Annotated in this window: 14 protein-coding genes, 3 tRNA genes and 2 pseudogenes; 11 read left to right on the top strand and 8 right to left on the bottom strand. The window is 45.2% G+C overall.

Annotation, left to right across the window (positions count from 1 at the left end):
* Positions 1-16 precede the first annotated feature (16 nt).
* From QT992_RS30020 to QT992_RS30030, 3 genes are all read right to left on the bottom strand, one after another.
* Complete coding sequence (locus tag QT992_RS30020) at positions 17-517, bottom strand: hypothetical protein (protein ID WP_333341755.1); 501 nt, start codon at positions 515-517, stop codon at positions 17-19.
* A 400-nt stretch (positions 518-917) separates the two neighbouring features.
* The gene (locus QT992_RS30025) at positions 918-1,358 is read right to left on the bottom strand and encodes a translation initiation factor (protein WP_333320044.1); all 441 of its coding nucleotides are present in this window, start codon (positions 1,356-1,358) and stop codon (positions 918-920) included.
* A 108-nt stretch (positions 1,359-1,466) separates the two neighbouring features.
* Positions 1,467-1,970 (bottom strand): hypothetical protein, encoded by a 504-nt coding sequence (locus tag QT992_RS30030; RefSeq protein WP_333320046.1) that lies wholly within the window; start codon positions 1,968-1,970, stop codon positions 1,467-1,469.
* Between the two features lie 747 nt (positions 1,971-2,717).
* On the opposite strand from QT992_RS30030, the pseudogene QT992_RS30035 reads away from it, so the two are divergent.
* From QT992_RS30035 to QT992_RS30050, 5 genes and pseudogenes are all read left to right on the top strand, one after another.
* Positions 2,718-3,845: pseudogene (locus QT992_RS30035) on the top strand (ISAs1 family transposase).
* Positions 3,846-4,571: 726 nt separating this feature from the next.
* Entirely contained in the window at positions 4,572-4,847 is a 276-nt protein-coding gene (locus QT992_RS33795; RefSeq protein ID WP_445251160.1) for a helix-turn-helix domain-containing protein, read from the top strand.
* Between the two features lie 238 nt (positions 4,848-5,085).
* Positions 5,086-5,451, top strand: a pseudogene (locus QT992_RS30040) (transposase); the annotation flags it as partial.
* Positions 5,452-5,519: 68 nt separating this feature from the next.
* Entirely contained in the window at positions 5,520-5,831 is a 312-nt protein-coding gene (locus QT992_RS30045; RefSeq protein ID WP_333320048.1) for a class I SAM-dependent methyltransferase, read from the top strand.
* A gap of 529 nt (positions 5,832-6,360) precedes the next feature.
* Positions 6,361-8,076 (top strand): lipoxygenase family protein, encoded by a 1,716-nt coding sequence (locus QT992_RS30050; protein ID WP_333320049.1) that lies wholly within the window; start codon positions 6,361-6,363, stop codon positions 8,074-8,076.
* A gap of 125 nt (positions 8,077-8,201) precedes the next feature.
* Here QT992_RS30050 and QT992_RS30055 read toward each other — a convergent pair whose 3' ends face one another.
* The 4 genes from QT992_RS30055 to QT992_RS30070 all read right to left on the bottom strand — a co-directional run bounded on the left by QT992_RS30055 (position 8,202) and on the right by QT992_RS30070 (position 11,661).
* A complete protein-coding gene (locus tag QT992_RS30055; protein ID WP_333320051.1) occupies positions 8,202-9,341 on the bottom strand; it encodes a fatty acid desaturase in 1,140 nt (379 codons plus the stop codon).
* 324 nt (positions 9,342-9,665) lie between these two features.
* On the bottom strand, positions 9,666-10,931 hold the full coding sequence (locus QT992_RS30060; protein ID WP_333320053.1) for a glutamate-5-semialdehyde dehydrogenase: 1,266 nt from the start codon (positions 10,929-10,931) through the stop codon (positions 9,666-9,668).
* A gap of 4 nt (positions 10,932-10,935) precedes the next feature.
* Positions 10,936-11,340 (bottom strand): hypothetical protein, encoded by a 405-nt coding sequence (locus tag QT992_RS30065; RefSeq protein ID WP_333056560.1) that lies wholly within the window; start codon positions 11,338-11,340, stop codon positions 10,936-10,938.
* Positions 11,341-11,589: 249 nt separating this feature from the next.
* Positions 11,590-11,661, bottom strand: a tRNA-Gly gene (locus QT992_RS30070).
* Positions 11,662-11,880: 219 nt separating this feature from the next.
* Between QT992_RS30070 and QT992_RS30075 the strand changes: the two genes are divergently transcribed.
* The 5 genes from QT992_RS30075 to QT992_RS30095 all read left to right on the top strand — a co-directional run bounded on the left by QT992_RS30075 (position 11,881) and on the right by QT992_RS30095 (position 14,941).
* Complete coding sequence (locus tag QT992_RS30075; RefSeq protein ID WP_172188980.1) at positions 11,881-12,021, top strand: hypothetical protein; 141 nt, start codon at positions 11,881-11,883, stop codon at positions 12,019-12,021.
* A gap of 430 nt (positions 12,022-12,451) precedes the next feature.
* On the top strand, positions 12,452-14,272 hold the full coding sequence (locus tag QT992_RS30080) for an ABC transporter ATP-binding protein (RefSeq protein ID WP_333341759.1): 1,821 nt from the start codon (positions 12,452-12,454) through the stop codon (positions 14,270-14,272).
* A 194-nt stretch (positions 14,273-14,466) separates the two neighbouring features.
* Positions 14,467-14,548, top strand: a tRNA-Tyr gene (locus QT992_RS30085).
* Positions 14,549-14,621: 73 nt separating this feature from the next.
* Positions 14,622-14,693 (top strand) — tRNA-Thr (locus QT992_RS30090).
* Positions 14,694-14,788: 95 nt separating this feature from the next.
* On the top strand, positions 14,789-14,941 hold the full coding sequence (locus tag QT992_RS30095) for a hypothetical protein (RefSeq protein ID WP_333378396.1): 153 nt from the start codon (positions 14,789-14,791) through the stop codon (positions 14,939-14,941).
* Between the two features lie 261 nt (positions 14,942-15,202).
* Here the strand turns inward: QT992_RS30095 and QT992_RS30100 are convergent, their stop codons facing one another.
* The gene (locus QT992_RS30100; RefSeq protein WP_333341760.1) at positions 15,203-17,725 is read right to left on the bottom strand and encodes a PhoD-like phosphatase; all 2,523 of its coding nucleotides are present in this window, start codon (positions 17,723-17,725) and stop codon (positions 15,203-15,205) included.
* Between the two features lie 181 nt (positions 17,726-17,906).
* Here QT992_RS30100 and QT992_RS30105 point away from each other — a divergent pair, with 181 nt between their 5' ends.
* Positions 17,907-20,069, top strand: coding sequence for a CBS domain-containing protein (locus QT992_RS30105; RefSeq protein WP_333341763.1), 2,163 nt, complete (start codon positions 17,907-17,909; stop codon positions 20,067-20,069).
* The last annotated feature ends 136 nt before the right edge of the window (positions 20,070-20,205 follow it).

The following is a 20,205-nucleotide window of genomic DNA, read 5'->3' on the forward strand; positions in this document are numbered from 1 at the left end:
CATATTTAATTATGGACTAATGAGGGACATAGTATTGGTGAGTATTTCTACTCATCGCATAAGTGTTATGCTCCCCATGACCTTGACCAAAATGAATGTGTACTCCATCAATTATTCCCCGTTCATTGTCCGTTCCAGCAAATAATTTTACTTGATGGTATTCCTGTTGCCATAGTAATTTACTTGTCAAGGTAACTATCGTTGAATCTAAAGGGAATAAGCTGAGACAATTTTTGTTAATTAATTGACGTTTTATATCGGCTTGTAATCTTTCAAATATTTTTACAAAAACATCAATATCTCTCTGCTTACTAGCCTTGGAAAAAGTTGATATATCTAGGGAAATATCTCGACTGTTTAAACGGGAAAATAGGGAACGCATAGTATCCAGACTTTGGTCAAAACTAAACCCTAGCCAGCAGGAGACAAATGTGAAGCTATCTAAAACTGGATAATCATCTTTGGGTAAATGGGCGAGATACCGTTTGACAATTTTGGGGAAGTTAGAAAATAGCATTTCAGTTGATTATTAATAATTTATAACTCTGCAATTATACATTATTGGGCCAATTTTAGCAATCTTTTCCTATCATTCAACACTTCTGGCATACAATACCTAATTTACCACAGTTTAAGCCTTAACTGAACCGTATTGGATTTTAATCCAATTGAATTATGGTGGTCGCAACTCAAATCTTTATTGATCCAGTTTTCACCAAGCAGCACTAAAATGGTTGACACGATAATTGCTGTGGCTCTTGACTTAATTAATCCGAAACATCTTAAAAACTGGTTTACTAATTGCTGCTACTGTACCTCATAACATCCGCAAGTGCTGTATGCTGCTAGTTCTCAACAAAAAAAACACCCCCGTAGGGGTGCTGTTGCTTACCAGGTAATTTTTCTAGCTAACTGACTTAACTAAACCCTTCCTCATCAGCCGGGTCGCCGTAGGGATCTTCGCTGGCCGGGATCACATTGCCGAACATTCCAGCATCCGCTACGTAGTCTGCGGGGTCGCCGTAGGGGTCTTGGCTGGCCGGGGTCAGGTTGCCGAACTGTCCGTAGTCGGTACCGGCGTAGTCAGCGGGGTCGCCGTAGGGGTCTTGGCTGGCCGGGGTCAGGTTGCCGTACTGTCCGTACTCAGCCGGGTCGCCGTAGGGGTCTTGGCTGGCTGGAGTCACGTTGCCGTACTGTCCGTACTCAGCCGGGTCGCCGTAGGGGTCTTGGCTGGCTGGAGTCACGTTGCCGAACTGTCCGGGATTTGAGGCATCTTCGTAATAGCCGTCAGGATCGAGTTGCTCGCTGTCTGGCCCGACGATCGCATCTTTTAACTTCCGCAAAAATCCGTCTACCATGATAAAGTTCCTCTTTTTTATGTGCTGAAAAACGACTGTTTTAGATTGGGAATCCCAGATTTAATTGAAAGTCACGGAACCTGCAATCTAAAATCTCAAATGCTTAGACTACTGTGCGGGAACAGGACTTGTAGCTTCCGGCAAGGTAGTAAGGTCTCGACCGGTATTTTGGTTGTTGTACCCCTGGAATTCGCGGTAACGCGCTGCCTCGGACTCCGGAACTTTTATTCCTTCAGGCGGGGGCGTTACCCAGACCGCGCGATTCTGGGCATCGCGGTAGTACACCCGACCGTTTTTGGAAAGGTAATGTTTTCCCTGCGGCCCCTTTTCTTGTTTATTTTTGTGCTGATTGTAGATGTAGTAAAGGGCCGCTGCTCCTGCTAAAGTAATCCCTACTTTTTGAGCATTGCTCAGTCCTTTTTTGGCTTGTGGGGAAGGAGTAGAGGCGCGATTAGTTTGCACTCCTCCAGCGCGAGTGTTGTCAACAGGAGGCGGGGGAGCGGAATTTTGCTGGCTAGAACCGCAAGCACTCACAAAGGGAAAGGTCAGCAGCGTTGTCAGCAGCAGAGCCATGAAGCGCGATCTTTGGGGTTCGGGTTTGATTGTGTTCATTGCCGCTCCGAATTGTCGGGATTATAGGTAGGGTGTGTTCTGGCGAGGTTGAGGAACCTGAGCTGCTGCTAACAGTTTTTAGAGTAAATTAATTTCTCAAAGCAATTTTGACAAAAGTAGTTGCTGAGAATTTATCAACAGCGCAGGTACGGTATTGCGTTTCTATTTAATCATGCTGTAATCTCTCGATGATTTACTCATTCCAGGGATATAAATAAAGTTTCTTTGATTTCAGTCCGCAGGTATATGCAAATGCGCGGCTTCGGGTAACAATATATTCCGTTTGTGGACGGCTCAAAGCAAAGTGAAGCAGACGGAGGGGGCGAGTCCGAAACTCCAAGCAGCACTGGCGTGGGAAAGGAGGCGGGATTTAGATTAGAAGGAAGAAGGAAGAATGCCCTTCGAGTTCGCGATCGGGTAAAAAGCAGGAAGAAGCAATAATAGCCAGGGTTTAAGCAATTAATATCAATTCCGGTGGCATCGGAATGATTTAACCGCTCTTGACGCAGAGAACGCAGAGGGAGAGAACAGAGAAATGAATAATTCCGATGAATGGCGGATTTGATATAAGAACATCCTAACCGTCTTGGCGGTTGCTATATAATTCCGGCGGTATTTAATTGGGTTGAACTCAGCGCGAACCCATCTAAAATTTATGTTAACAGAATCTGGTATCTTGGAGAATAATTATTGACTACATCCAAAACATTTAATTAGAGTTTACCCTGCCGGACACTCAAACCTGAAATCACCATTGCCGACCATTTGCGTGACGTAGAATATCCCAGAATTGAGCGGAGGAAACATTATTAATTAATTGATATTATTACCATCTCAATTTGTGCTGTGATTGGCGGTGCTGATCCAGGGGTGGATATCGAAAGTTACGCGCGCCGCTCAATACGAATGGTTAAATAAAATTTTAGAATTGCCGAAGGCCATACCCTCACCTGACACAATTGCACGAGTATTTTCTCGCCTCAACCCGGAGCAATTTCACAAATGTTTTTTGAGTAGAATTAAATCTATTAGTTGCTTCAATCCCGGAGAAGTAATCGCAATTGATGCCCAAACTCTTCGCCATTCTTACGAGCGGGAATGAGAGCAAAAAGCCATTCATAGGGTCAGTGCTTGGGCGACCCGTCAAAGATTAGTTTTAGGACAAGTTAAGGTTGATAAAAAATAAGATAAAAATCACCGCTATTCCAGCTTTAGTCAAAGTATTAGAATTAAAGGGAAGCATTGTCATTATTGATGGCCGGGGATGTCAGAGGTCAATTGTGAAGTCAATTGTCGAACAATAAAGAAATTGTGGAATCACCTTAAAAAAGAACAAAGCCTCCCTGTCTGTTCGAGTAGAATAGTTGTTTAAGCAAGCAATTAGACAAGGCTTTTCTGGATTTACACATACAACTCATTCGACAACTAAAGAGAGTAATCAGGGTCGCTCATAAATTCGACATCACAACCATGTTAAGTGACATCTAAGAGCCGATCTATCCGACAATCAATGGTAGAAACTTCACACTATAGGGTTGATAGAATCCGTGAGAAGGGTGAAGGGAAAAATAACTATTGAAACTGGTTATTACATTAGTAGTTTACCAAATGAGGCTCTCTCATCTTGGTGAATCAGTGCGTAGCCTTTGGGGAATTGAAAATTCTTTACATTGGGTATTAGATGTGGGTTTTCGGGAAGATGATTGTCGGATTATAAAAGATAATGCTCCGCAAAAGTTGGCTATGATTAGACACATCTCGATCAATCGGTTGAAGCCAGAAAAAACCTCAAAAACCGGAGCCAAAAATAAGCGACTTCGAGCCGGGTGGGATGATGAATATTTGACTAAGCTCCTCGCTGTTACAGTTAACTAAATTCTTATAAATAAGTCATTAGTAACTCTTATACAACCTGTAAACAGTGGTTGTAATATTTTTATTGTCTCAAAATTAGCACAAGCGTAAAAACTACCATTAATCAGTTCCTATTTTCTTACAAAAGTCATTACAAAGTGTATCTGTAGCTTCTAAGAATGGTGAATTTATCTCAAAATATACTCACCACTGATGAACAGTGTTCAATAAGATGCGTTCCCCCGGGGTGCACCCACACGCTCTAGATATTGTAATCTTTGCAAAATCGATAAGTCCTTGCCGTCGGTCTCCAGCCATCGATTTCGCCCCTTCACGAGCCATTTGCCTATTGATATCTAAACTTCGGGCAATTTCACTATGGTTTTGGCTATCAGATTCCATGAGAATTATTCTCGCTCGTCAGGCAATCTGTTGTGGCGTGTTGTGTCTGTCGCTCAACTGTTGAAGTTGAGTCCGCTCGTCATCGCTTAAATTTAATGTTTTAGGAGTTAACTTAGGCACACCGTGATTCCTTGATACGTTCGCCGAAACGGTTTTTAAGCCGACTATTTATTTTCCCACGAATAGGGTCTGTTTATTTCCGCCGTGCTCTACTAGAGCATCGACTCGAACGGGCTATAACCTCCGTAAGTAAAGAAAAATTACTGCTATTATACTGGATTGCCACCAAAAAACTCAAAACAAGAGAAGAATTAGCCACGATGCACCGCTCCAGACGAATCAACAATATATCGTTGGTTAAGAGCTTACAAACAAGGTGGAATAACCTCATTACTCACAGTTAAAAAAGCTCCCGGGAAAAGTCCACATATACCACCCTCCGTGAGAGAAAAATTAATCAAAAAACTGCCAGAACCACAGGGGGAAACAAGTTATGGTCAATTACAGATCTGGCTAGAAAAAGAATGCGGAATCCCAGTGAGCTATAAAGTCGTACATGACCTCGTTCATTATAAATTAAAATCTTACCTCAAAGTCCCAAAACCCAAAGCAATAAGGTAAACGAAGTTGCACAGACAAATTTCAAAAACAAACAGTGGGAGACGCTCAAAGCAATGATTAAATTTTTTTAAATAAGACAGCCTGTAAGGATATGGTGTCAGAACGCGAGTAGATTTGGATTGATTACTCTGCAGGCAGGATGATTACATTGAAGGGGATAAAAGCCGTCGGCAAAAAGCCATATAATCGAGGCACATTCTATGTTTAGGAAGTTGTAGATCCATCCCCCGGTGAACAATTTTATCAAGAAGTTTCTCAGATAGATCACAACTGCTTTCAAGATTTTTTCAAGGGACTTGCTCAAAACTACTCAGACTATTTCAATCTAATTATCATGGATAAGGGTAGCTTTCATAAAGCTCTGTTATTAGATTGGCATGACCAGGTAATGCCAATATATTTACCTACCTATAGTCCTGAAGTGAATCCGATTGAAATCTTGTGGCAACCTACAAAAAAAGACCTCAATTGGGAAAACTATTCGAGTTTAGATAAACTCAAAGAACAGGTAAATATAATTATCAAATCTCTCACGAAGGAAGAAGTTTTATCTCTCTGTGGTTGGGACTATATCCTTGAAGCGATATTAAGTGCAGGTTCATAAGCTGCTACGCATTTAAATTGAATCCAGAGACGAGCTCTCCTGCCCGTTCCACAATAATTGTAGAAAAATTGACTGTCAAATTAGGTGTACAACAGCTTAGTGAATTGGTATTATATGAAGGCGATTTGAACGACGCCCAATTTGAGGCAAAATTTGACAAAATCCTCTCCATAGGCGTTTTTTGTCATGTAGGTAATTTAACGCAAGCTTGCCCAAAGCTCGCCTGTTTCCTCACAGATAACGGCAAAGTTTTCATTCACATCATCACAGTTCGCACTCCCAACAATATATCCAGCGTTTTCACCCACAAATACATTTTTCCCCACGGTCGTTACTGGAAATACGATGTTCCAGCCACAACAAAGACCTCAAAACCATAAAAAACTGGTATCTCAACGGATATAATTACTCCACAACCTTTGCTAACTGGCTGAAAAACTTTGAGGATTCTCAGGCAATAGTTAAAGATTTAGACTACGGCATCGACTATGCCAAATTTCGGCGAAGCTGGCGGTTTTATCTGATTTGGTTTGTGGCTAATTTCGCGAGTTGCGACGGCCAATATAACGGCAACGGTCAATATTTAATGGTTCGTGCCTAACCGCTAATCAAGACCCAGCTCACAAAACCGAACACCCCGAACCCCGAATTCTCAAAGCAGTCGGGGTTCTTGAGTGCGAGCTACTTATCGGGAGAAGGAAAGGTTTCAACCTAGATTTAGGGCGATCGAAAAGTGTTGCCTTCTTTTGAGGAATTTTTCTGATTTTAAAAAAAGTCCCGAATCAGATTATCGATCGGTGAATAAGACCTATATCAAGCGTGAGCCTGCACAATACTTTTTAAATTCCCTCCTCGATCGGTAGTGATGATCTCCGCTCTTTTACTACCACAAAAGGGTTGATTTATACAATGGTAGACACTATGAGACCTTCTCTTCCTCAAGACGATCCGAACCAAGAACAGCGCCGCAATTCCTTGAATCGCCAGCAACAAGCTTATCAGTTTGACTATGAGAGTTTATCACCTTTGGCATTATTGAAAGATGTGCCTGCCGTCGAAAATTTTTCGAGCAAGTATCTTGCAGAACGGATATTAGCAACATCGGAACTTCCGGCAAATATGCTGGCCGCCGATTCGAGAACTTTTCTCGATCCTCTCGACGAACTCCAAGACTATGAAGACTTTTTTACTTGGCTGCCGCTACCTGGAGTTGCCAAAATTTACCAAACCGATCGCTCTTTTGCAGAACAGCGCCTGTCTGGAGCAAATCCGATGGTGCTTCGCCTGTTAGATGCCAGCGATCCTCGGGCACAAACACTGGCACAAATTTCCGGTTTCCACCCGTTATTCGATCTGCAGCAAGAGTTGCAGCAAAAAAACATTTACGTTGCCGATTACACAGGTACTGACCAACACTATCGCGCCCCTGCTCTCGTTGGAGGCGGAAGCTATGAAAAAGGCAGAAAATTCTTGCCGAAACCGCGAGCTTTTTTCGCTTGGCGGTGGACGGGAATTCGCGATCGCGGTGAAATGACACCGATCGCCATTCAACTAGATCCCACGCCAGATAGCCATGTCTACACCCCATTCGATCCTCCTGTCGATTGGCTGTTTGCGAAACTCTGCGTGCAAGTAGCAGATGCCAATCACCATGAAATGAGCTCGCATTTAGGTCGAACTCATCTGGTGATGGAACCAATTGCGATCGTCACCGCCCGACAGTTGGCTAAAAATCACCCGCTTAGCCTGCTGCTGAAACCGCACTTTCGCTTTATGTTGACCAACAACGATCTGGCACGTTCTCGATTGATCAATCCCGGCGGGCCCGTCGATGAATTGCTAGGTGGCACCTTGGCTGAGACAATAGAAATAGCTAGAGAGGCTTGCAGTACGTGGAGTCTCGATGAATTTGCGTTGCCCGCTGAACTGAAAAATCGGGGCATGGATGACACAAATCAACTGCCTCACTATCCTTACCGAGATGATGGATTGCTGCTGTGGAATGCGATCGAAACCTTTGTATCGGGCTATCTTAAATTCTTTTACCCGACGAATCAGGCGATCGCCCAAGATGTGGAACTGCAAACCTGGGCTCAAGAATTAGCGTCTGATAACGGCGGTAAAGTCAAAGGAATGCCAGACCACATCGACACAGTTGAACAATTAATTGCAATTGTCACAACTGTAATTTTTACCTGTGGCCCGCAGCATTCAGCAGTCAATTTTCCCCAGTATGAATACATGAGTTTTGCAGCTAATATGCCTTTGGCCGCCTACCGGGACATTCCTAGGATTACCGCTTCGGGTAATCTAGAAGTGATTACGGAAAAGGACATTTTACGGTTGCTTCCTCCCTACAAACGAGCGGCCAATCAACTGCAAATTCTGTTTATTTTGTCAGCTTATCGATATGACCGTTTGGGTTATTACGATAAATCTTTCCGAGAACTCTACCGGATGAGCTTCGACGAAGTTTTTGCGGGAACCCCGATCCAACTTTTAGCCAGACAGTTCCAGCAAAATTTGAATATGGCAGAACAGAAGATTGATGCCAACAATCACAAACGAGTAATCCCTTATTTTGCTCTCAAGCCTTCGTTGGTCCTAAATAGCATCAGTATATAGGAGTTTATTTTTGGGGTTGGGCGTCTCGCCAACCCCTACTCCCAAAAATAAAATTCATTGTTTGTGGAACAGGCCGGAAAGCCTGTTCTTAAGCATGGTTAAAGATGTGTCTCCAATGCGAATTCTCAGTTTTTATACTCTTCAACAATCGAGCAATTTACAGACATTGTTCCAGAGGAATCAGTGAAGGTAACTTCATCTTGATAATGCCGGGGTGTTTCCACCAGAAACCGCCAAGCGTCGCCAGCATCGATTAAATTCATGCGATCGGGATAGTGAGTTTGCAACAACTCTTGCACCATCGGATAATAGTCTGAGTTGATGCTGGGGAAAATATGATGCTCTGTGTGGTAAGAGAAATTCAAGTGCAGCAGGTCAAATATTTTAGGAACCCGCACAGAAGCACTGTTGATCAGCGGGTCATTAATGGCGGTCATCCGGCAACCCATGTGGTTGGTATAGATGTAAAACATTGCGCCTGCATGACCAATTGCGATCGGCAAAAAGTAGGCGAGGGCGATTTTGAGGGGATGAAAATTTAGGTAGAATAAAATGCTCGCATGAATGCCTAAAATTCCCAGACATTCAAATGCGATTCTCAATCTATCTTTAGGACTAACTGTAAAGGCAGCCGGTACGTAATCAACAGATTTATCGTTAAATAACAGTACCGAGGTGAGATTGCGGAAATTATGCACTAACCACGAACCGGCCATCCCTACAATTAACCACACCGGATTGACTTCCACCGAGGGTACAAACAGATTTTGAATCCATTTTCCCCAAGTATCTGGTTGCTGGTACAGATAGTTGCGATCGGGGTCTGCCAAAGAATTCGTGTTATTGTGATGTACGAGATTGTGCAGATTTTTCCACTGTGTAGGTGGCATAAACAGCATACTTAGTCCCAAAAAGGCGATCGGATAAGTAAGGCGAGACTTTTTCTGAACGCTGCCGTGCATCAAATCGTGGGAGCTAAATAGCAAAACTATGATACTATTACCCATCATGACGGCTAAAGGTAAGTAAAGCCATAAAAGGTAGACAGGCCAGCGATCGAGATTATCAGCAATTCCCCATCCTAACAATAATATCCCGATATTTATCAGCAGTATCCCTAACTTGCTGGAATTCGCTTCAAAGGCCTCTGATGGCAGCAGCGGACGCAATTTTTTAACATATACCGAGTGGTGAATTAGCGTTTCTTTGCCTAAAGTCGGCGTTGCGGTATTGTCTAGAGTATTGAGTGATTTTTCGGATTTCATGTGATCGCTAAGAGGATTTTGATGTGACTTAATAAGTTTCTAAATTTAATTAGATCCCGTACCAGATTTTAGATTGAACCCACACATAAATCCGGCGGCTTATTGTTGTCAGGATGCGGAGATTTTATCGGTCTCCACTGCGGCTATCCGGGAGCTTGCGATCAAATTGCTTGAGATCGAGGCGGCCTGATTGTTCTACCATGATATTATTGTATCCTATAAAAATATTTTTGGAACAACTCTTAAAGGCTTACGCATCGATAATAGTCTCCCAATTTTGAGGTTGGTTTAATCCCAATAACCAATCACAAATAACCTATAAAATTAAAAAAGTCCGTTTCCCTGAACAATTTCTTTAATTGTCGTCAGCGTATCTAACCCGATCAATCCCCGGCGATAACCTTTTTGGTTGGACATTCCCAAAAATATCGCATCTCCCCGATTTTGATAGCGCCAAAACCGAGGTGAGGCATTAATAAAAGTTGAGGCGCTGTTAACATCCAGAGCAAATTGGCGACTTTCTAAGTAAGATTCAGTGGCAATGCAGTCAGCGTGGCCGCTGCTGTAGCGGTTGATCCAGCCGATCGCAATCTCTAAACTATCGACAACTTTAAACGCTATGGTTTTGTTTAAATACGGTTGAGTCCACTCGTATGGTTCCGCCAGCTTCAACTCTGGGAAATCTGCAACAAGATCCGCATCGCCGCTAATTTGAAAGCCTTTTTCTTTTAAACTGTTCCACAGCCTGACTAAGGAAGAAGGCTTTTGGTTGCGATCGATCAGCACTTTCTCGATCGCATTAACAGGATCGGGCACGCTTTGATGGCTGTCCAAAATCATCCACCTTGCCATCTCCAAACTACCAGTCGGCGACCAATAAAGGTAACAATTTCCCATTGCCGACCTCAAAACTGGTGCTGTGCACAGCCTAACCACCTGCTGCACCAAACTTGGTCTACCGTAGGGAATAATTAAATTGAGATATTGGTCTTGAGTGACCAATTCTCTGATCGAAGCGCCCCGATCCGGCGGCAGTACCTGCAAACATCCCGATGGCAAACCGACCTCATCGATCGCCGAAACCAAAGCTTCTCCAATTACTGTATTAGTTTGCCAGCTTTCGCTGCCGCCTTTGAGAATCAAACTGTTAGCGCTTTTGAGAGACAAACCCGCGGCGATCGCCCCCAACTCGGGAAACGCCTCGTAAATTAGAGCGATCGCCCCCAGTGGTAGCGACTGACAGTAAACCTGACAGCGATCGACCTGATAAGAAGCATTGATCACCCTGCCGATCGGATCTGGCATTTCCCCCAACCGTTCCAGAATTTGCACAGTTGTCTTGATCCGTTCCGGCGTCAGCTTCAGCCACTCCACAATCAACTCGGGAATCGCCATGTCCCGACTCGCTTCTAGATCCAGAGTATTTGCTTCTAAAATGTCATTTTGTCGGCGTTTCAGCGAGCCCGCCATCGCCTGCAAAGCTGCCGCCCGATCGGCACTCTTTGTCGCCGCCAACTCCAAAGAAGCTTGATAAGCGCGACGCGCGACATTTGCGGCATCTGATGAATGGGTAAAATCCTCTATTATCATCTAGCTAACGCCTGTAAGCGAGCCATACCATCAGCGCCGGCAGCATTGCTAGCAGCACGGCGACCATTGCCCACAGAATAATATTCGGGCCCGGCGAGTGTAGCGCCAAGGGCAACCAAATCACTAGCGGCACCAATATCATACCCAAAGCCAGTGGCAAATAATGGGCCTTCAAACCCGGATGCGCTCTGTTCCACTGGTGGCCCGTCCACCGCCAAGCCTGCTTGTAAGGATAGTTCGTTGATAGTTGCTCGATCACGTCTCCACTTTCGTCCAATACAAATATTTGTTGACAGCGGTTGCAGCCAAAGGCTTCTGTCAACGTTATGGGAACTAGACGACCCCGCCGTCGGCAAGGACAGGGGTACTCATCGTTTAAGTCAATCTTTGGAGCTTTTTGAGATGGCACTAGCGATCGGATAAAAAAAGCGTTTTTGCAAAAATAATCGTTAACATATCCACTTAATCAAACTTGTCAATTCCGCCCTAGCGAGGCTTTCAACTGCCTGTTCCGAGATCTCGCCCGATCGGCAATTTTGACTTGCAAGTTCTGCATTCAATCTTACCACTAACTTAGGTATTTTCAACCATCATTAGGAGTATACCGAAAACTTTCTGGATCTACTTTCCGGTTTTCTTGATTTTGTTTATCTTCTAAAGCGGGTGACGCGATTCGAACGCGCGACATTCACCTTGGCAAGGTGACGCTCTACCACTGAGCTACACCCGCATTTCCTGCGGTATTAACAATATTGTCTCAATTCTCGAAATTTGTCAAGTCTTTTTAGTAAGTTTTTTTCACAAACCCAGTAAAACCTCCCCAAACCCACTCCCCACCTGCAATTTCAGCAGCCATATCGTTAACCAAATCAGTAATTGCCGTGAAAATTGACCGCCATCGGCCCACGGCAAAGCTACAATCAAGCTGGAATTGTGGGAGAACACTGTCATGTCAGATTTAAATCGCGGAATCATGAAGTTCAAGGGAGCTGACAGTCCTATAGCGATCGCCATTTCGGCGATTGTCATTGCCGGCGGAATCGGCTTCTTGATCTGGTGGGCGCTGCAATCAGCCTACACCTTCAGCTAACAGACTACTCAAACGTAAAACTTATAAGGCATTGCTCAGAAGGCAGAATTTAAGAAAAATTCTGTCTTTTGCATTTTTTGCCCTTAGTCTTGAGTTTATTGCCCAGGAATGCGGATCGATTGCTGACGATCGAATGATTGCCATAAATCACCCGATCGGGTGAGTCGCTAGCATGAGCCGAGATGACAAGCGAATTTCAAAGGTGGTACCCGCCACGTGATTTATCCGTGGAATCAATCCAAAATCTAAAATCTAAAATCCTCAAGAAAGAGCATTTATCCGTGGGGTCGCCTCTAAAATCTAAAATCTAAAATCTAAAATCGATTGACTTCCCGATCGACTACTTTTGTAGTACACTTGTAAACACGGCGCGCCGAGAACGCAGTTTTAAATGCAAGTGTTTGCAAGGGTTGTATCTCAACAAAAATTTATGGCAAGCTTTCAGGACATCTTCAAATACTACAGTCGCTACTGGAAAATATCACTTTACAGCATAGGCGCATCCAGCGTTTTGGCACTAGCCGATTTGCTTGTTCCTTATGCGATCGGTCAAATATTAAACGTATTGTCGGGTCAACCTACAGATACAGTAACGCAAAAACTCATAGCAGCGATCGCCTCTGTTACCCAGCAGTCACCCAACAAAATATTATCGCTATCCGTCTTGCTCGGCATAATTTTTCTGGTAACAGTCGCCAAAGCACCGGTACAGCCGTGGGTGGGAAATTGGTTCCACTGGGCGATACCATTGAGGGCAAGACGCGATCGAATGAGAAGTGCGATCGGCAAAATCCTCACCTTACCCCTAGAATTCTACGACGAAAACAACGCCGGACGGATTGCCAGCCGCATCGCCAAAGGCATCGCCAACCATACTTGGACTTACCCAGAAATTGCCGGCGACTTCATCCCCGAAGTCGTCCGCTTAATCGGCATTTTTGCCGTTATCTGCTTAATAGAGTGGCGGATTGGCTTATTAATTTTGGTTTCATTCCTATTTATCCTCAGTTTCACCCTCAAAGGCCTGCAACAGGTGACTGCGCGGGAAGAAATTCTGGATGAATACATCGAAGATACCGAAAGCCGCAACTCGGAAATTATCACCAACATCAAAACAGTCAAAGCTTTTGCGACAGAAAGCGATGAACTCAAAAGGCAAACCACCAGACTCGATCGCGAATTAAAAGTCGTGATCCACCGCATTCACAAAGGATACGTCACCCTGGGGACATACCAGCAGACGATCGTCCAGTTGTGTTTGTTTTCAGTTCTTGGTTTTAGCCTAGCAGCCACGGTTGCAGGTAAAATTTCCCTCGGATATTTTGTTACCGTTTACACGTTGGCAAGCATGGCATATTCCCAACTGCGTCCGATTAGTATTATCGCCGAATCATTGGCGCGGCGTTATTCTTCAATGATCCGGTTCCACGAGTTTATGCAAACGCCAGACGGTGTGGATGCGGTTAATTTAGCAGAAAATGCTCGATCGGCACAGCCACCTTATAAATTTACCGGCAAAGTTGAGATCAGCGGTTTGACATTCGGGTACGATACTCAAAAACCCGTTTTGCAAGATGTGAATTTGTTGATTCATCCCCGTCAAACTGTAGCATTAGTCGGGCGATCGGGTTCTGGGAAATCGACTTTAGTTAAACTTCTGTTTCGCTACTTTGAACCAAACTCCGGCCGCATTCTGATCGACGGCGAAGACATTTGCAGCTTAGACGTGACTCGCTACCGCCAGCGTTTAGCCATTGTCCACCAAGAAGTAGACGTTTTTAACGGTACTTTGCTGGAAAATTTGACTTACGGAAACAGAAATGCAACTTTCGAGCAAGTTGAGGATGCTTGTCGCATTGCCAAGGTAGACGATTTTGTGCGGCTGTTGCCCCAAGGTTACTATACCGTGGTCGGGGAGAGAGGAATGCGCTTGTCCGGCGGTCAGCGGCAGCGGTTGGGGATTGCGAGGGCGCTGTTGGTGGAGCCGGATGTGTTAATTTTTGATGAGGCTACTTCTAGTTTGGACTATGAAAGCGAGCGATCGATCCAGATAGCCATGCGAAATATCCTCGGTACGCGCACCACCATAATTATTGCCCACAGACTGAGTACAATTCGCGAAGCCGATGCGATCGTCGTACTCGACGGCGGTAGAATCGTCGAAATTGGCAGCCACGACGAACTCTTGAGTCAACAAGGTATTTACCGCCGCCTGCACTCCCTGCAAGAAACCGGGGAATTAGTGAATTAGGGATTTCTTAGTCTAGACTTAGGGTGCTCCGGGCACGCACCCAGCCTAGACTTAGCAATGCACACCTTAAACAGTGTTCAATTTTCCCGTCAGCCCCTAACTCACTTATGTGTTCTCACCTTAATGATTAGAGTTTTAAATATAATGTTGCAAATAAAGATTCTGGTGCTAGGATGTATAACTGTGATGGAAATGGGTCGATGCCCGAGCGGTTAATGGGGGCGGACTGTAAATCCGCTGGCTACGCCTACGCTAGTTCAAATCTAGCTCGGCCCACCTCAATTTAATAAGAAGTTAAAATTTAAGAATTAAAAATTAATTTTTTAATTGGAGATTCTTAATTTTTTATGCCCGTGTAACTCAGTGGTAGAGTACCTCCTTGGTAAGGAGGAAGTCACGAGTTCAAATCTCGTCACGGGCTTCCTAATTTATAGTATATCCATCAAGGGTTTCACGCTCATCGCACAGCAAGAAGGTTAGTTTTCCCCTCAACTTTCGTGCTGATGGTTTTCTAATATGTCCCAAACAACTTCCATATCTGCCAAGTCCGCCCTCGACTTTTTGGGTCTGGCTTTTAACGGATTGAGCAAGTCGGCCGGCTATGGAAATTCTGCGACTCCCCACAAGAAAACTTATTCTTTGTGGAACAGGCATCTTGCCTGTTCTTGAGAATGGTGAAACATCTCAGTTCCAACTGAGATATTGCACCATTCTCCATTACTTTTTTAGGAACAGGCAAGATGCCTGTTCCACAATAAAATTCATCTGTTGTGGAACAGGCATCTTGCCTGTTCTTGAGAATGGTGAAACATCTCAGTTCCAATCGACTTTAGCTATGAGACTGGGGTTTCCCCCGGCGGACACTGCCACAAACTGATCACAATATTGTACCCGTATCGAAATCCCCGACTTCTTCAAGAAATCGTGAATCTAATCATCCTCATCCAATCCCAGTGGCACAAAATATTGACTGTAAACCACACTATTCGGCTCCCAAAGCGGCCGCCAATAAACATTTTGGATCACCGCTTTTTCCCCATCACCATCAGCAGGCCACTGAAAACTGACGATCGCAATATTGCTATATCCCACAATCTCATCACCCTCTTGCAGCCAGCGATTGCGCCACAACAGCGATATAAAATTCCACAACCTATGCAGCCGTGACAATTGTTTATTTTTATGCGATCTATCTGACGCAGTTCCCTTTTCTAGCTGTAAAAATACCCGAGCTCTTTGCCGTTTAACCCAGTCAATCCGATAGCCCCAATCAGGCAGAGATTGTCTATTTCTGAGACCAGCCGCCACAGCCTTCTTTCTGCTCATCCTCGAAATCTTCATTAATTCCAGTGGCTCATTCCATCCCAAACATTCGTGCGATCGCTCAGGAAACAGCGACTTAATCTTAGTATGAACTAAATGCGTTTTCCACTCCTCATTGATAAAAGCACTAGCAGTCAACTGCGCCAACACAGAATTGTGACAATTTGACCGATAATTGTCCCTCGTCAAAGGCTCAATATTCGGCCGAGAATCGCCAAAATGACAATCAGACCAATAACTCAGTCGCACAGCAGCAGCATAGTGAATATCCCCGCTCAACACAATCACCCGATCGCGCTGTTTAAAAAATTCCACCAACAGCTTCACAAAAGCTAACTCATTAAAATTCCAAGCATCCCCCGCATCACTACTAAAAACCTTCCCCTGTGCCACATCCCACTTTTGCACCACATCAATAATCCACAAACCCACCAAATTTGTCGGCACAACCACCACCGTCGCCTCAATCTCAAACTCCCCAGTTTTATTGAGCAAATCAGTCTCCCTCAAAGCCTGCTGAATTTGATCCTCAAAACCTTTGTGAGTCAAAAGCATCGGCGGCTCGATCGGGCTTTCCACCGGATACCCCCGCCAGTTCCGCGTATCCAGCACAATCACCTCGTGCTTAAAACTTCTCACAGTAAAATGCCAATTCAAAACCTCACTTACACCCGCGCCCTCCCGATCCAAAATAAAAACATCTTCATCTAATTTCAACTTAGGCAAATGAGTTTTCGGATCGAGTCCTGGAATTCCCAAATACGAAGCCGCATTCTCCCAAGCAGAAACATCAGTCCCCGCCGAAGCAGACCATTTTTCAGCAGCTTTTAATAATTTATCTCCCGGTTTTTCGCGATCGAACTGTGCGGGCGTATTTCCCCAAGCCTGAAACACAGCGTAAGCCAGCAAAGCATTCTGCACCACCCGCCGGCCCAGCGGCTTTCCCAGCACCCGGTAACACCACTCTCGATTCAAATAAAAATCGTCGCTAACATCATGGTCATCGCAAATCATATAAGTAGGAATATTCGCTAGCGCCCTCCTCACTCTCCACAAATTGCGAGCAAAACCGTCAAGTTCAACAACTTCTCTATCCCAGACTTTTGCCTGCTTAGAAGTTGGACAAATATCCTTACCCTTCGGAAAACTCGTACACCAGAGTACCGGCGACCAAACTAACAAATACATCGCGCAATATTCCCCCAAACTGAACAAGTGACTTTTAGACTTGTCCGATTGATTCACCAACATCGCCGTAAAGCCGCCAAAATCTCTAGCAATATCGCTGCGAGTCCCCGGCTGTAACTCAATTGGTTTTTTGTACTCATACTCAGCATCAGACGGTTTCTGAATTGGCGACTCTATAAAAATTTCCCTCTCTGGGCCAACTGCATTTTCGTTTTCCGAATTTTTAGGTATACTGATACACAAATTCTTTTTTATTTGGGCATCATCCATCAGGGGTAGACTTTCTTCCCAGCCCAACAGTGTATCGCCAGCGTCAGTCAAAGCCCACAGCATGGCATCGGCAACGTCGTCGCCGTAAATTTGGTCGCCCGTTAAAAACAGTTGGTGGGGCCTGCTATTTGCCGTTCCTGCAAACTGTTCGATCGAATTATCCAAGATTGGCAGCGCATCTCTGCCGTCTCCGTGCGGCTTGCGACAAGAACCGTGAACGATACGCAAATAGTTTAAATCGTTCGGCGGCAGGGCAAAAGTGGGCAACTGGTGAGCGAAATAACTAATCGTCTCCGGCCCCAAAGCCGATAAATCAGGGGCGGCAGGCCACAGGCAAGAAATGAGATTTTCTTTCTCATTTTCTGGGACTGCACCCCCGACGTTCGACTCGCTACTCCCAGCAAACTCGATGTCATAAGCATAAATTTGCCCCGATGTCAAGAAATTGCTATTAATTGGTTTAGCAGTCACCGCGACTACGTGCAGGTATTTGCCGAGCTGCACGGTAGAGTTCGCACCTTGCAGCAAGAGCCGATCGACAATTTCGCCGGTTCCGCCCTCTGTCGAATAAACCTTGAGTTCGACTTGGCGGGGTGCTTTCAGAGCCAGCCAAACTGTCACGGCCCGACTTTCAGTCCGGCGCAACATCGGGCCCGCAAGGATCAGTGGCAAGTGATGAATTCGATGACTTAAGGGAGTCCACGACATAGGATTTAAAAAATAAAAATTAAATAAGAGTGTTCTAGCAATCAGATTTTAGGCGATCGAGCATCTGTCACCGGCTTAATTAATGCTAAGTCTGCCAACCCCAGTCTGCAAAATTGTAACAATTCATTAACTAAAATTAATAATCATGCTACAAGAAGAACAATTACAGCATTTCCTAGATTCAGCCCCGCAGTTGTCGGTAATTAAATCATCAGAACCCGCTGGACGCCCCAACAGCAGGCCGCTCTACTCGTCACCTTTAGATCGGGCGATCGACCGCCACCCCCTCACCGTGGCTCCAGAAACCCCGATCGCCCAAGTGTTGGCTCTCATGAACCCGATGCGCGTCTCCTGTCACCTTTGTGGCGAAAAACAAAACGCTGTTGCTAGCGCAGCCAAGCGCAGTTGCGTCTTAATCGTCGAAGATAATCGGCCCATCGGCATTTTTACAGAACGGGATATCGTCAAGCTAACTACCGTGGCAGCTTGTACAGTCGGACTGACAATTGCTGATGTAATGACTCGATCGCCCATTACCCTCAAACAATCCGAGTCTCAAGATATTTTCACAGCTATGTTCACGTTGCGCCAGCACTCCATCCGGCATTTGCCCGTAGTGGACGAGGACTCGCGACTTCTCGGCATCATCACCCGCGAAGCCATTCACGAAGCCCTGCAACCGATTAACTTGCTAACCAATTTGCGCTGTGCAGCAGATGTCATGACGCACCAAGTCATTTGGGCCCCAAAAACTGCCTCAGCCCTCGATTTAGCCCAGCTCATGGTCAAGCATCGAGTTAGTTCCGTCGTCATTGTCAAAGAGCAAACTCAGCATCCCGATCGGGCGATCGCACCAACACAAAATTATCAAATTCCGATCGGCATTGTCACCGAGCGCGACATCGTGCAGTTTCACGCCCTCGAATTAAACCTCTCGGAAATCCCAGCAGCAAGGGCAATGAGTGCGCCTTTATTTTGCATATCTCCGGCCGATTCCCTCTGGAGTGTGCACCAGTCCATGCAGCGGCACTGCGTCCGCCGTTTGGTAGTAGTTGGCAGCCAGGGAGAACTTTTGGGTGTTGTTTCTCAGACAAGTTTGCCGCAAGTTTTTAACCAATCTGAAATGTATGGGACGATCGAGCTGTTGCAACAAGCAGTGGACGATCGAGCCACCCAATTGCAGAAAGCCAACGAACTTTTGCAGCAAGAAATTTTAGAGCGGCAGCGGGCCCAAGAAGCCCTGCGCCAAGCTCACGACGACTTAAAAAAACAAGTTGAAGAACGAACCGCTCAACTTTTAGCATCAAATGAATTGTTGAGACGCGATATTATCAAGCGCCAGCGAGTCGAAGAAGTGCTGCGGCGAAAGCAAAGTTGCTTGAAAAATCAAGCGCAGCAATTAGAGCAAACTGTGCGAAAGTTGCAGCAAACTCAAACTCAATTAGTGCAAACCGAAAAAATGTCTTCTTTGGGACAAATGATTGCCGGTATCGCTCACGAAATTAACAATCCTGTTAATTTTATCTACGGCAACCTTTCCCACGCCAGCCACTACATCAAAGAATTGATCCAACTGTTGGAACTTTACCAGCAGCACTATCCTGAACCTGTCTCGGAAATTCGGGAAGCAGCCGCAGAGATGGAAATCGATTTTTTGGTAGAAGACTTATCTAAGCTAGTGTCTTCTATGCAAGTTGGAACCGAGCGCATCCGCCAAATAGTTGTGTCGATGCGTAATTTTTCCAGATCAGATCAATCTAACATCAAATTCGTTGACATTCACGAGGGACTCGAAACCACTTTGTTGATTTTGCAGCACCGGCTCAAACCCCACGGCGGACATCCACCTATTCATATTATTAAAGAATACGGCAATTTGCCCAACATCGAGTGCTGTGCCGGTCAGATCAATCAGGTGTTCATGAATATTATCGGCAATGCTATTGATGCGTTGGATGAAGAAATCCAGAAAGGGGAATGGGCCAAGAGAGGTGGGAAAAATTCACCCCTATCAAATCCTAGTTCTCCATTGACTTTTCCCACTATTACAATTCGTACTGAAGTTGTTGGTGGCGATTTTGTGGCGATCCGCATTTCCGACAACGGGCGGGGCATAACCGAGGAGATTCGCCGCCAATTATTTGACCCGTTTTTTACTACCAAGCCAGTCGGTAAGGGCACGGGGTTGGGACTGTCGATTTCTTACCATTTAGTTGTCGAACAGCACGGGGGGCGGCTCAACTGCGTTTCGGAACCTGGAGGGGGCACTGAATTTGCGATCGAGATTCCGATCGTCAGTCGTCATTAGTCAGCAGCCATAGGATTTTCGATTTTCGATTTTCGATTTTCGATTGAAGAATTGGAAATGACTAAGGATCGCGAATTAAATAACTTACAATTTTAATTGTTATTGTGGGATGGGCGTCCCGCCCGTCCTTTTTGGA

Origin of the sequence: Microcoleus sp. T3_D1, from assembly GCF_036700405.1 — a bacterium.
Lineage (GTDB): Bacteria > Cyanobacteriota > Cyanobacteriia > Cyanobacteriales > Microcoleaceae > Microcoleus.

Excerpts from the sequence above, each read along its gene's own strand:
- QT992_RS30020 (WP_333341755.1), bottom strand. The coding sequence starts at position 517 with ATGCTATTTTCTAACTTCCCCAAAATTGTCAAACGGTATCTCGCCCAT.
- QT992_RS30025 (WP_333320044.1), bottom strand. The coding sequence starts at position 1,358 with ATGGTAGACGGATTTTTGCGGAAGTTAAAAGATGCGATCGTCGGGCCA.
- QT992_RS30030 (WP_333320046.1), bottom strand. The coding sequence starts at position 1,970 with ATGAACACAATCAAACCCGAACCCCAAAGATCGCGCTTCATGGCTCTG.
- QT992_RS30050 (WP_333320049.1), top strand. The coding sequence starts at position 6,361 with ATGGTAGACACTATGAGACCTTCTCTTCCTCAAGACGATCCGAACCAA.
- QT992_RS30055 (WP_333320051.1), bottom strand. The coding sequence starts at position 9,341 with ATGAAATCCGAAAAATCACTCAATACTCTAGACAATACCGCAACGCCG.
- QT992_RS30060 (WP_333320053.1), bottom strand. The coding sequence starts at position 10,931 with ATGATAATAGAGGATTTTACCCATTCATCAGATGCCGCAAATGTCGCG.
- QT992_RS30075 (WP_172188980.1), top strand. The coding sequence starts at position 11,881 with ATGTCAGATTTAAATCGCGGAATCATGAAGTTCAAGGGAGCTGACAGT.
- QT992_RS30080 (WP_333341759.1), top strand. The coding sequence starts at position 12,452 with ATGGCAAGCTTTCAGGACATCTTCAAATACTACAGTCGCTACTGGAAA.
- QT992_RS30095 (WP_333378396.1), top strand. The coding sequence starts at position 14,789 with ATGTCCCAAACAACTTCCATATCTGCCAAGTCCGCCCTCGACTTTTTG.
- QT992_RS30105 (WP_333341763.1), top strand. The coding sequence starts at position 17,907 with ATGCTACAAGAAGAACAATTACAGCATTTCCTAGATTCAGCCCCGCAG.